General features: G+C 57.0%; 6 protein-coding genes. 3 read left to right on the forward strand and 3 right to left on the reverse strand.

Annotation, left to right across the window (positions count from 1 at the left end; all coding sequences use genetic code 11):
* Window positions 1-166: 166 nt before the first annotated feature.
* From TBK1r_RS19845 to TBK1r_RS19855, 3 genes are all read left to right on the forward strand, one after another.
* On the forward strand, window positions 167-4,525 hold the full coding sequence (locus tag TBK1r_RS19845) for a sulfatase-like hydrolase/transferase (protein ID WP_145214477.1): 4,359 nt from the start codon (window positions 167-169) through the stop codon (window positions 4,523-4,525).
* A 350-nt stretch (window positions 4,526-4,875) separates the two neighbouring features.
* Window positions 4,876-6,141: a DUF1552 domain-containing protein gene (locus tag TBK1r_RS19850; protein WP_145214480.1), complete on the forward strand. Its 1,266-nt coding sequence runs from the start codon at window positions 4,876-4,878 to the stop codon at window positions 6,139-6,141.
* A 132-nt stretch (window positions 6,142-6,273) separates the two neighbouring features.
* Entirely contained in the window at window positions 6,274-8,778 is a 2,505-nt protein-coding gene (locus TBK1r_RS19855) for a DUF1588 domain-containing protein (RefSeq protein WP_145214483.1), read from the forward strand.
* Window positions 8,779-8,962: 184 nt separating this feature from the next.
* Here the strand turns inward: TBK1r_RS19855 and TBK1r_RS19860 are convergent, their stop codons facing one another.
* The 3 genes from TBK1r_RS19860 to TBK1r_RS38735 all read right to left on the reverse strand — a co-directional run bounded on the left by TBK1r_RS19860 (window position 8,963) and on the right by TBK1r_RS38735 (window position 13,791).
* Window positions 8,963-11,692 (reverse strand): cation-transporting P-type ATPase, encoded by a 2,730-nt coding sequence (locus TBK1r_RS19860; RefSeq protein ID WP_145214485.1) that lies wholly within the window; start codon window positions 11,690-11,692, stop codon window positions 8,963-8,965.
* A gap of 112 nt (window positions 11,693-11,804) precedes the next feature.
* A complete protein-coding gene (locus tag TBK1r_RS19865) occupies window positions 11,805-12,737 on the reverse strand; it encodes a universal stress protein (RefSeq protein ID WP_419580178.1) in 933 nt (310 codons plus the stop codon).
* A 913-nt stretch (window positions 12,738-13,650) separates the two neighbouring features.
* Window positions 13,651-13,791, reverse strand: coding sequence for a hypothetical protein (locus TBK1r_RS38735; RefSeq protein ID WP_419580179.1), 141 nt, complete (start codon window positions 13,789-13,791; stop codon window positions 13,651-13,653).
* Window positions 13,792-14,053 lie beyond the last annotated feature (262 nt).

The following is a 14,053-nucleotide window of genomic DNA, read 5'->3' on the forward strand; positions in this document are numbered from 1 at the left end:
TTGCTCCATTCGTCAGGCGGATCCAGACAAAGTTACAGTGCCGGCAGCCGACACTTTGGACACCGCCGACATTCTTTTGTAAAAATTACGTCACGACTGTCCAAGGACCCACGGGCGGGCACTGTAAGTGCATCCCAACAGACAATTCTCTTGAGTTTCCTTTTAAATGACGCAAAACATCCTTGGATTCCGCAACCACAAACGCGGCGTGCTGTGGGCACTCTCGCTCGCCGGCTGCTTTGTTTTCGCGACATTGTCGGGCGTAGCAGAAGCGAACCCATCCGAATCGGCGGCTTCGACTGGCTCGGCTGCCGATCGTCTTCAAGAGACAGCCCGACCCAATATTGTCTTTATTTTGACCGACGATCACCGCTGGGATAGTTACGGCGCGACCAGTAACGCACGAATTCGGACACCGAACCTCGACCGAATCACCGAACGTGGCACTCGGTTTTCCAATGCCTTCGTCACCTTGTCGATCTGTTCTCCCAGCCGAGCGGCTTGCTTGACTGGGAGATACGGCAGCGTCAATGGTGTAACAGCCTACGGCAATGTCCCGCTCAATGAGGGAGAAACGACGTTCGCGCAGGCACTTCGGAAAGCGGGCTATACGACCGGCGTCACCGGCAAATGGCATCTCAAGACGAGTCCCGAAGCATGCGGGTTCGACTTTGCGTCGACGTGTTGGGGAAACGGCAGCTGGTACGACCGCCAATTCACGGTCGATGGTCAACAGAAAGTGATGCCGGGGTTCGTCGATGATGTCGCAGCCGACCAGGCAATCCGTTTCATCGATCAATCGCTCGACTCAGGACGCCCCTTTGTGCTGTGGATGTGCACCCAAGTGCCTCATATGGACGGAAATCACACTTGGCCGGCCAAGCAGGAGTACCTTGCCAAGTACGATGCCGACCAAATGCCGTTGCCCGAAACATGGGACGATGACCTTGCGGGAAAACCCGAATACCTCAAGACGTCTCGCAATCGCACACAGGCGATCAAGTACGGCTACGAAGATCCTGACGCGATTCGCAAGCATGCCCGCGACTACTACGCGAGTGTCGAGCAAATGGAAGCGGCAGTCGGCCGACTGATGAGCGAAATCGATCGTCGTGGGCTCGACGAAAACACCTGGTACATCTTCATGGGCGACAACGGCTGGTTTCTCGGCGAGCACGGCTTGACCAGCAAAGTCCTGCCTTATGAAGAGTCCATGCGCGTTCCGATGGCGATCGCTGGACCAAAGACATCGGCCAAAGTCTGCGATGAACTCGTGCTGAATATCGACCTGACGGCGACGATCTACGACTTGGCCGGCTTGACCGCTCCTAAGTCGCTGCATGGGCGCAGCTTACTGCCCATCGTCGCAGGGCAATCGGTGCATGACTGGCGCAACAGTTTTCTCTACGAAGCACCAACGCCCCAGTTAGGCAGCCAGCCGCTATGGGCAGTCCGCAATGCGCGGTGGAAGTACGTCGAGACGCACGCGGACGGAATTTCGGGCAAGGTGTTCCCGGAACTGTATGACCTGCAGTCGGACGCGGCCGAGCAACACAATCTCGCCGGCAACCCCAAGTATCGTGAGACGCTCGACGAGTTAAAAAAGACGCTCGTTCAACAGCGGAACGCGATCACAAATGACAAGTCAGACCTGGTCGCTGCCGGCCCTGCAGAACAAGAACCGACGGACAACAGCAACGCCAAACCCCCCACCGCTCCGTCGAAGCCCGCTCGCACAGACATCCACATCAGTGGCATCTATCCCCATCTGACGACGTATGGCGTCTACAGTCAGAACGGCGCGCACGACAAACAAGGACACAACGAATGCGGCATCGGTGCCGTCGTGCCCTGGGCAGGGAAATTGTGGATGGTGAATTACGCACCACACATGCCCCGCGGCAGCGAACACAAGTTGTTCTCGGTTGACCCGGACTTATCCAAGCCAATGACGATTCATCCGGAAAGCGTGGGCGGGACGCCGGCAGGACGGATGATCCATGCCGAATCGAATCAACTTTTGATCGCTCATCACTTGATCGACGAAAATGGAAAGGTGCGGACGATTCAGCCGAAGGACATGCCCATCCGTGTCACCGCAATCGCGCGTCACCTGGTCGATCCGGAGAACATGGTTTACTACGTCGACATGGAAGGCTCCATTTGGGAAGCCGACGTCCACACGCTCGCAGTGAATCGATTGTTCAAAAAGCCTGTTCCCGGTTGGCACGGCAAAGGAGGCTACACATCGCAGGGACGACTTGTCATTTCCAACAATGGAGAGTTGCATGTCGGCGACTACAAGGACGTTTTGGTGGGCGGCGAGGCGAAAACGCCGGAGGAACGAGGCGTGTTGGCAGAATTCGACGGCACGAACTGGAAGATCGTTGAACGAAGACAATACACCGAGGTGACCGGCCCCAAGGGAATCACCGGCGGCAGTGACGGCAACGATCCGATTTGGACCATGGGCTGGGACCGCCGCAGCGTTCGATTGAAAGTCCTCGATAATGGGACCTGGCACACTTACCTGCTGCCCAAGGCCGCCTACTGCAACGATGCCGAGCACGGATGGTATACCGAATGGCTGCGCATTCGAGAAATCACCGAGGGCCGCTGGATGATGGACATGCATGGGATGTTCTTTGAGTTCCCCAAGACATTCTGCAGATCCAACTCGGCAGGCATCCGACCGATCGGCAGCCATTTGCGATATGTGCCGGACTTCTGTGAGTGGAACGGCAAGCTGGTGTTGGCGACCGATGAAACCAGCATCCAAGGCAATCCGCTCGCCGGACAACCACAAAGCAATCTTTGGTTTGGAACCTACGACGATCTCAAAACGTGGGGGCCCGCCAGCGGATATGGCGGACCGTGGGTCGAAGATGAGGTGGCTGCCGACACGCCATCGGCCCCGTTCCTCATTGCCGGTTTCGATCGTCGCATCTTGCACCTTGCGATCGGACGAATCCAGCCAGTTGCCGAACAGACGTTGCGGACCACCGATCAACTGCCGATCACGGCGTTGCCCGAGTCGCTCGCGAGCGTCCCCCGCGTCAGCATTCCTCGTGGCGATTGGCGAAAGCCCGCGGCCGGATTTGAGTTCGTCCTCACCAAACCCGCAAAGGTTTACCTGGCCGTCGATGGTCGCGGTGAATCGACATTGTCGCCCGATTGGAGTCGAACCGATCTGACATTGACCTGGGGAAAAGCGGTGCACGACCCTCTTTATGTCCGTGACTTCCCGGCCGGAAAAGTCTCGATACCGGGCAACTCGTTTGAGCATTCCAAGGGTGCGTTTGGAACGCCGCATCTCGCATTTATCGAAGTCGACGGCGGATCGGCCGACTCTGTTTCGCCTGTCGGCAGAGCGTCGGTCCAGACGCCGAATCAACGCGAGGCTCCAAAATCGACAACCGGCACTCCGGTTCGCGTGACACTACAGGTTGACAAAAACGGCAATCATTCTTGGACCGACCTGGAAACGATCGAGTTGGCTGTCGGTGACTCCATTGCCAAAGCACTGCCCAATGACTTGAATGCGGAGTGGTTGCGTTTGGTCACCGATCGCGACTGCGTGGCAACAGCCATCCTGCACCAGACAGCCGACCAATTCATCGACGGCAATGCCGCAGAGAACAGGGCGCTCTTCGCCGGCCTTGCCGATGTCGGCGAGGACGCGTTGGCCGGCATCGTCTACCCGGCGAAACGAAATCGAAACCTGCGAGTCATCACCGGTGACGGCCGCAATTTCGATTTCACCAAAGCGGACTTTGTGTTCGAAGCCGACAAGCCCGATCCACAACTCGCAAGGCTTCTGCACGTCGAACCGGAGTTCTCGGTCGACGACGCATCGGTCATCTTGAACCACCGCGGCAAACGACTGCGATTGCCCAAAGGCGACGCCGCCTTCGACAATCCCTTCGCCTCGGGTTGGCCACGCGCGTCGCGAGAAGTCGAATCCGAGCGTCATCTCGCTAACATCCATGGCACATTCTACGAAGTCCCGCTGGTCACTAACGGTGCGCCACCCGCGTGGAATCTGATGCGGCCCGTGTCGAGTCACTCAAAACAGATCACCGACTTCTGCTCGTGGAACGGTTTGTTGGTCCTGTGCGGTGTCCGACCGGACGCGGCCGCCGATGGTCATGTCTTCCGCGACGAGAAACAGAAAGCCGGCCTCTGGTTCGGCGGAATCGACGATCTTTGGAAACTCGGCAAACCCGTCGGACACGGCGGTCCCTGGCTGCGGACACAAGTCCAACCAGGAATCCCATCGGATCCCTACCTGATGAAAGGCTACGACCGAAAGACCGTCACGATTTCTCACGACGGAGCGAACCCCGTCCGCATGACCTTTCAGATTGATCTCGACGGCAACGACCGCTGGGTGAACCACCGCAGCTTCGAAGTGCCTGCCGGCGTGTCTGTGCGGCATGAGTTTCCTGAGGGGTTTTCAGCTTGCTGGATACGAGCTGTCTGCAATACAGAAACCTCCGCCACCGTTCAGTTCGACTATCGCTAGCGGTCGCATCCAAATCTGAAGACGCTCACGAAAAATACAAAGGCATGACAGAGGCCTACGAGCACGTCGCTGAAAGTCTTGGCTGCGCGTTCGTTGACTCCGCAAGCGTCACGACCGCGAGCGCAATCGATGGTGTGCATCTCGACGTAGACCACCATGCGGCGCTGGGACGGACACTCGTCAAGGCCGTCGTCCCCATTCTCAGGGCAACCGCTTGATGCGCATCACGCCCCAAACCTGTTAGCCCAGCTGTGATTTGTGCATCATTTCGACGATGAGACCCGCTAGAATAGAAGTCACCGCGCAAACGGCTCCCCCATTCCCCAACGCCTTCCACTAAAAAAACTCTTATGTTCGATCGTCGATTACTTTTTCAGGCCTTCGGCGGTGCGTTGACGTTGCCGACACTGGAATCGGTAGCCTCCGCCGAACAATCGACGGAGACCGCCCCGACCCGATTGCTGGTGGTGGCAAATCCCTTTGGAGCCCACCCGGAACATTTTTTCCCCGCCGAGTTCGGCAAAGATTTCCGTTTCCCCAAGACGCTTCGTTCCCTGCAATGGCTCCGCGACCGAATCAGCGTGCTTTCGCATACCGACCACAACATGAAGAGTGGTCACGGACGTGAGGTGGCGTTTCTCAGCGGGGTATTGCCCGAAACGAGTGGTGCGTTCCCCGAAAAGAACATGTCGATCGATCAGGTGGTAGCTCGGCGGACAGGTGGCCAGACGAGATTCGATTCGGTCCACGCGTGCTTGGAACGCTCGATCCGAATGAGCTGGAATGCAAACGGAGTGGACATCAAGCCATTCACGGATGCCAAGCGGATGTACGACCACCTGTTCATGAACCTGACAACTGAACAACGGCTTGAGCGGAAAGAACTGTTGCAACGAAATGGCAGCGTACTGGATGCGGTTCGCGACCAATTTGCCGGTGTTCGAAAACGAGCCTCCAAGAACGATCAAGTGCGACTGGACTTGTATGCGAACTCCTTGCGAGAGCTGGAATCGAATCTCGTCGGTCGGCAACAATGGGTCGACAAGGACAAGCCTGAATTCGATCTCTCGGGGTACTTCAACGGTACCGAAATCACCATCGAAAGTCGCTACAACGCAGTCTTCGACATGGTCGCCTACGCGTTCCAAACAGATCTGACGCGCGTGGCCACCATCGGGTTTTCACCCGAATTGAAATACACCGACGTAAAAGGGGTCACACGCGGTTACCACGCCTGCACCCACAACGGAAAAAATGAAGACACGGTTTCTGAGTTGGTTGCAATTGAAGCATTTCAAGTCGCCCAGTTGTCGCGTTGCCTGAAGAAATTGGACGAGATCCCGGAACCCCATGCCGAAGGCAGCATGCTGGATCACACGGTGGTCTTGTTCGGCAGTGGGATGGGTTACGGCGGAACGCACTCCAACCGCAACCTACCGATTTTGGTCGCCGGCGGTGGATTCAAGCACTGCGGCCATGTCGATACACGTGACGCCAGCGGAGACAACATGCCGTTGTGCAATCTCTTCGTCACTTTGTTGCAACGGTTCGGATTGGAGTACGACCAATTCAATCAAAGCACCGGGGCGTTCACTTTTGAAGACTACTTGGGATAGCAAGGAGTCAATGACGCGATCCTTCGGCCGCAAGGCCTCGGGCAACGGAGTCGGCACGGCCGCTCAGGCGTCACGGCTCACGCGTCACGGCTCACGAAATTCGACGACCGCTTCCGAATCCATCAAGATCCAATGAAACACTGTCGCAGAATCCTTGCCATCCTGCTTCTCTGTGCTCTCTTGCCATCGCGTGCCCGTGCGGACCTCACGCTGCTCAAAGAACACTGCGCAAAATGTCACTCCGGTGACCAGCCCAAAGGTGACTTCAACTTAGACGACTTGGGCACAATGCCGGATTCCGACAGCAGCGACTACTGGATCAGCAGCCTGGATCGAGTCAGCTTGGGAGAGATGCCGCCGGCAAAACACAATCGGATGACCAAACAGGAATCGAAACGGTTGTCAGACTTTCTGCGCCGTGAGATCACACGGTATGACGAACGCACCGAACATCCGACCCACACGCCACCACGCCGACTGAACAATCGAGAGTTTGAAAACAGCGTTCGGGATGTCCTTTTGCTTGATCACGTCGGAACGCACGATCCGCTGGCGATGTTGCTTGGCGATACGCTTCACGATGGCTTTGACACACACGGCGAGACACTGGGGATGAGCGAGTACCATCTCGATCAGTACGTCATGGCGATCCGCAACGTCTTGGACAACGTCATTTTCACTGGCCCCAAGCCGGAGTCACGGCGCTACGAAGCCACGGCAGAAGCGTTGTTTGCCGTGGATCGCAATCAAAGCAAACGAGCGGATGTGACGATTCGCGGCGAGCACGGCGTGGAACTTCGTGACCCCAGGCAGCGAACGTTTTGCGAAAACTTCGTTGCAGCGCCCGCGTCCGGCACTTATCGCATTTCGTTTCGCGCCACAGGCGTTGATCGTCATGTTTACTCTCAAGATCGCACCGGGATCTACGATGGAGACCCGCTCACGCTGCGTTTGCACCTGGGCAATCGCGAACTTGATTACGAAATGACGGACGGCAAGACGCAAACGTTTCAAGTGTCAGTGTGGCTCGCTGAAGGAACTCGTCTCGAGTTTTCACACCACACCGACGGGCTTCGTTTGATTGGAAACGGAAACTTCAAGTTCCAAAATCGTATCGCCCATGACTTCATCAAGGCAAACGATCCCGAACTTTACCAGCGCGTGCTGCGAGACGAAGTCCCCAAAGCGAAGTTTCGCAGCGACGCGCCGTCGCATTGGGTTCACTGGGTGCCGTACTGGCAAGGCCCTCGCCCGGCGATTGAATCCGTGACCATCGAGGGGCCATCTTTTGAATCGTGGCCGCCGCAACGTCAAATCGCTTTGCTAGGTCAATCGCCATCAGCGGAAAACGCGGCGGCGATTTTGAAGCCGATCGCTCAGCGCGCTTGGCGACGCGCGGTGACGGACGACGAACTCACCCCAATCGTCAAGATGGTCCAAACACAAGCCAACACTCTCGGTGATGTGGAAGCGATCAAGGAAGGGATCGTCGCGATCCTTGTCTCGCCCTCGTTCTTGCTGATCAACCCAGAAGACTCCGACGCGGAATCCCGCTTCGCCACCAAATTCTCTTATCTCCTTGGCAGCACGACTCCCGATCCTGACCTGATCACTCAAGTTGAAAACGGAAAGCTGTCGGATTTCGATTCGGTGCGAACCGAGCTGATCCATCGGATTGACTCCGGAAGAGCAGACGAGTTCCTCAGCGTCTATCCCTATTCGTGGCTGCAGCTTGACCGCATCAACTTCATGGCACCGGACGTCGATCGCTATCCGTTCTATGAGAAGAAAAACATCAGCGAGGACATGGTCCATGAAGTCTTAGCGTTCTTCCGACACGCGGTGGAGACCAATCGCCCCGTTCCGGAGTTGCTGACGGCTGATTATTCCTTTGTCAACGCAGACTTGGCACGGGTGTACGGGCTCGACGATGTCCCAAGTGACTCGGAGCTTCGGAAGTTTGTTTTTGAAGACGGCAGACGGGGCGGTTTCCTGGGCATGGGCGCGTTCCTAACGCTCACCGCAGATACCCTCAGCACTTCGCCGATCCACCGCGCTGTGTTTGTGATGGAGAACTTTATGGGCATCCATCCTGCACCGCCGCCGGCAGATGTTGAAATCAAAGAACCGGACGTTCGGGCCGCAAAAACGATCCGCGAAGTCTTACAGGCACACCAAACCGAAGCAACCTGCGCCGCATGCCACCAAAACATCGATCCGTATGGCTATGCGTTCGAGAACTTTGATCCGATCGGTGCGTGGCGTGACCATTACATTGACGTGTCCCAGCCGATCGCAACGACTGAAGAAGGCCACGAGCCAAGGAAGACACGACGCAGTAACATCTCCACCGCAGAAATTCCGATCGACGCATCGGCGAGTTTCCTTAGCGGCGCTCGATACAAAGACATCACCGAATTTCGCACGCTCATGCATAACGATGCCAACCGAATACGGTTCGTCCGGTGCTTCGTGACCAAGCTGCTCACCTATGCCAACGGCATCGAACCGGAGAACTTTACCGAGATCGAAGCCATCGTCGAGCGATCAGCCGAACACGATTACAAAATCCTGGAAACAATGGCAGCCGTCATCGACAGCCCGCTGTTTCGGGAAACAAGCAACACGAATGATTGAAGAGGGACACTTCCATTGTCACCATTCAATCTTCGTGACGATCACGTCGCCGGCGTAGCAACCACCTTGGTAACAGAGCTCTTTGCCGCCACCTCCTCCGGCAAACCGCCGACAGCCGAGCGTTCCCAAAAGCTGAGGTAACCCGCCCTCCAAGCTACCAATGTACCCGGTCTGCGAAGACCGTCTAAGTGGTGAGGGTTTTAGCCATCCGTTTGCGGCGCACCCATTTCTCGAATCCCACGATGATGTAGGTGGCAAACCCGGTCAGCAGGATTCGCCACCACGCATCCCAACCAAGCGGAGCGCTGTGGAAGATGCGATTCATGATTGGCAGGTAGGCATAGGCAAGCTGCAGCACAACCATGCTGACCACGCCGAGGCCGATCCAGCGATTCGACAGCACTCCCAGCTCGAACATCGATTTCGTCAGCGAACGGCAATTGAACAGGTAAAACAACTCCACCATCACGAACACGTTCACCGAAACCGTGCGAGCGACCCTATCACTGTAGCCTTGTCCAATCGCCCACTCAAAAGAACCGAACGCGCCCACCAGCATGACGCAAGAAACCAGCAAGATTCGACCGATCAATTCCCCTGTCAGGATCGACCTCCGCGGCTCGCGCGGAGGCCGCCGCATGATGTCACCTTCCTTCGGCTCAAACGCAAGCATCAATCCCAACAAGACTGCGGTCGTCATGTTGATCCACAAGATCTGAACCGGCAGGATTGGTAGCGTCACTCCGACGAAGATCGCGGCTAGAATCACGAGCCCCTCGCCCATGTTCGTCGGCAGAGTCCAAACGATAAACTTTGTGAGATTGTCGAAAACGCTGCGGCCTTCCTCCACAGCCGCTTCGATCGACGCGAAGTTGTCGTCCGTCAACACCATGTCGGCAGCTTCCTTGGCGACTTCCGTGCCGCCGATCCCCATCGCAACCCCGATGTCGGCCTGCTTGAGCGCGGGCGCGTCATTCACGCCATCGCCGGTCATCGCGACGATGTGGCCCTTGGCCTGCAACGCGCGAACGAGCCGAAGCTTCAATTCCGGCGTCGCACGTGCAAACACCGCCACTTCGTCGGCAATTTCGATCAACTGCTGGTCGGTCGTGTCAGCAAGGTCCTGAGCCGTCTTGACCAGGGGCACGTGTGTTTGGCCGGCCTGGACCCCGTCTAGCCCGATGTGCTGCGCGATCGCCTGGGCCGTCTTGGCATGATCTCCCGTGATCATCTTCACCCGAATGCCCGCAGTCTGACAGGCCTTGATTGCAGCGACCGCTTCGGGGCGAGGCGGATCAATCATTCCTTGCAAACCGTAGAAAACCAGGTCGCCGACATCCGCATGCGTGATGTCCTGGGTCGTCGTCGGAAATGGCTTGCCGGCAAACGCCAAGACACGCAAACCTTCAGCGGCCATTGCTTCGACGTGTCGATGAACGGCGTCCATGTCAAGCGGAACCGTTTCACCTGACTTGTTCAGCGCCGCGTTGCATTTTCCCAACACGACTTCGACGCCTCCCTTCACGTACAGCGACCTGGTTTGATCGGCGTTCAGATCGTGCAGCGTCGCCATGTATTGGTGTTGTGATTCGAACGGAATGACATCCAAACGCGGCGACCGCTCGAGCGTTCGTCGGGCATCCAATCCGGCTTTTCCGGCCAACGCGATCAAAGCTCCCTCGGTCGGATCGCCCCGCACTTCCCAGCGAGACTCCGCCTGTTCCAACGCCGAGTCGTTGCACAACAGCCCGGCCAGCAGACACTGGTTTGCCGCGGCGTTTTCCGCCAGCGTCGAGTCATCTGGTCCGTCGGATTCGATCTCGCCGCGCGGCTCGTACCCTGTCCCGGACACGTCGTATGATTGACCGCCTGCCCAGAATCGACGCACTGTCATTTGATTCACGGTCAGCGTGCCGGTCTTATCGGAGCAGATGACCGTTGTGCCACCAAGAGTTTCCACCGCCGGAAGCTTGCGAATGATCGCGCGTCGGCGGGCCATGCGGGCGACGCCGATCGCCAAGGTGATCGTCACGGCCGCCGGCAAGCCTTCCGGAATGGCTCCCACCGCCAGCGCAACCGCCGCCATGAACATCTCAAACATCGCCTGGCCGCGCCACACCCCCACGGCGAACGTGACGGCCGCTAACATCAGGATCACGATCAGCAACACGCGACTGAACTTGGCAATCTTGCGCGTCAATGGCGTTTCCAGCACATCGGCCAGCGTCATCAGCTCGGAAATGCGTCCGACTTCGGTCTTCGCTCCAATCGCGACGACAACGCCACGTCCCTGGCCGTACGTCACCAGCGTCGATGCATACCCCATGTTGCAGCGTTCGGCGAGGGCCGTATCCAACGGTAACTCACCGGCGTTCTTGGCCACCGGCACCGACTCGCCCGTCAGCGCCGACTCGTCGATTTGCAAGTCACGAGACTTCAATAAACGCAAGTCCGCCGGAACCTTATCGCCCGACTGCAGCAACACGATGTCGCCCGGGACCAATTCCGTCGAAGGCACATCGCGGGTCTCGCCGGCCCGCACCACTCGTGCTTCGGTGAGTGTCGTCTTGGCCAGCGCTTCCAAGGCCTTGGCAGCCTTCGATTCCTGCAGGTAACCGATCACGGCATTGACAAGCACGACACCAAAAATGACCGACGCATCCACCCACTCGTCCAAGAATGCAGTGATCGCCGCGGCAGACAACAGGATGTACAGCAGAGGCTGATGAAACTGCATCAGGAAACGAATCAACGGACCCGGACCGCGGCGCAGGGGAATCGCGTTGGCGCCGAAATGCTGCTGCCTCCGATCAATCTCAAACCGATCCAAGCCGTTGCGTGAATCAGTCGTCAGCAATTGGACGACATCATCCCTGGAAGTATGGTGCCACAGCCTTTCGATCAACGTTTCCATTCAGATCCCCAGCTAAAAAACACGCATCCTTCAAGTGATCGCCGAACCGAAAACAAGTGGGGCAAAACCCGTGCCGGGCACCTGCAAACGGGAGTGCGCATGCCACGGCAACTCACTGCTCCAGTTGAATCGGGCTGACGAAGTTCGATGGTTTGAGTGCCAGCACCGAACATTCAATGCTACTGAGGATTTGCTCGGCCGTGTTGCCCATCACCATGCCTGAGATCCCGCTCCGAGCAATGGTCCCCATGACAACCAGATCCACCTGTGTGTCGCGAGCATACGACGGAATGGCCGACGCGGGCTCGCCTTCGATCAAATGGACATTCTCGGCGTTCCAACTGCTTCCATGCTGCCCGAGGAAGCGATCGAAGCGTGACTTGACTTGATCGTGACTCCGCTGCACGATCGCATCAAATTCTTCTTCGCTCATCCGCCGACGAAGAAACTGTGCATTCCAAACGGACCAGGTGTGCAGGATCGAAAAAACACCGCCATGATATTGGCTGATTGACTCCGCCAAATCGAACACGTTGTCATTGAGTTCTGAATCCGTGTCGTCTTCCGATGACGTGTCGACACAGCCGAGCACGTGTTGGAATTGCGTTTTTTCTGCCGTCACCAGCCAGACGGCGCACGGGCATTGACGCAGCAATCGCATCCCGGTGTTGCCGAAGAACCCTTGGCGGCGGCTGTCCTTGCCCTTGTGCACGCGAAGCACCAAGTCATAGCCGCCGCGCAACACTTCGCGAATGATTTCCACGGACGTCTGCCCCATCAGCACTTGCGTTTCCACCGTGACGCCTTGCTTGCGGATGCGAGCAGCCAATTCGTCGAGCTTCTCTTGCTTCTCGTCACGCATCAGCTCGCGCACATGCTGGTGATCCTTCATCGTCAACCGCACCATCCACGGGAAATCTGGCACGACGTCCACAACCTTTAAGGTGGCGCCGTTATGGACAGCGATGTCAGCTGCTTCGTCCACAATCGGGTGGCTGTCCAAACGTGTGTCGGTGGCGACCAGGATCTTTTGAAATCGTTTCATGGTAGGCTGCAGGTCCTGAAGCAAGTGCGGGGCTTGAGAGTGCGTTTCCATTTGGTAAACGTGGAAAAACAATTGCCGACGGCCGACAAACATCTCCCCTCACCCTCGGTTGAAGGATGTCAACTGGATGGTAGCGGGCAGACTTCCGTCGGGAAACCAGGTATTTTTCTCGCTCGGCCGATCACGTCTTGAGTGTGTGCCACACCGCACACCGCACGCCACGGACACTTCACAAGGCAAAAGGCGTGCCAACACCGCGACGCGATCTCGCGAAAGAAGGCCAAACGCTCCCGGAGGTGAACGAACTGGAAAACACCATCGTCATCTTCCACTCGGATAATGGAACCAGGGGATGAAAGACAACCGAGCAGTCGTGAGGTGGCGCCGCCTTAGGGAACAATCCTAACAAGGTCGGATTTAGTTTACTGACCGAAGCAAACCCAGATCAGTTCACGATTTTGCCCAAGACCCGACTGCTCGACAAATCAAGATGCTTAGCACCGCTGGCACGTTCACGCGGCAAGCCCATCACTTGTGACGACAAACCAATGATGTGCCTGTTGGCGAAATAGCATCGCGAGCCACCAGCGACTACTTTCCAGATGTGACGACGCGAAGCCGTGTCCTTGTTGTCCGCAGCCGCCACACGGCCTGGCGACTACTGCGACACACCGGTCGATGAAGCTAGCGTCACACGCTATTTTTAATTCCGGGCATCGGTTCGTCCGGTGGAGTGAAAACCGAGAACAAGAAGAGGGCAAAACGATGCGGGGCAAGACGATTACAACCTGGAATTGTTTTGCCCCTATTGTTTTGCCACCCCTTGGAAAAGGCAAGACGAGATCAGGGGTACGAAAATCAACTCGGGCTGCCATCCTTGCTCGTCGGCAATTTTCTTACCTCCCTAATTTTCTTACCCTCCGTCTTTGATCGACCGGTAGCCGAATCCGGCGTAGGAATCGTCGACTGGCAAAACATCCGCACCGACATGCTCCTGGCCGACGCGATGCAGGACACGGATCGGTGCGATCGCGTTAAACTGGAATCCTCTCATCCTCTGACGCTACCGCCCTATTCGATCACGCGATTAAAATGAACACAGTGACATCGCTTGGTGGGCACTGATGTTGCGATCCCACTCGATTCGTGGATGCGGCCATAGCGAAATTGGCGACCCATTCGCAATCCACGTACCAAAGAAACTCAATGATTGCAGATTTACGTTTCTACCGGCTTGCACGAATCTGGATGCTGATGCTTCTCGCTGTTCCAGTATCGGCAAGATCCGAAGCGGACGAACCACAAAGTGATCCAAG

The sequence above is a fragment of the Stieleria magnilauensis genome (assembly GCA_007753675.1).
In the GTDB taxonomy this organism is placed as follows: Bacteria; Planctomycetota; Planctomycetia; order Pirellulales; family Pirellulaceae; genus Stieleria; species Stieleria magnilauensis.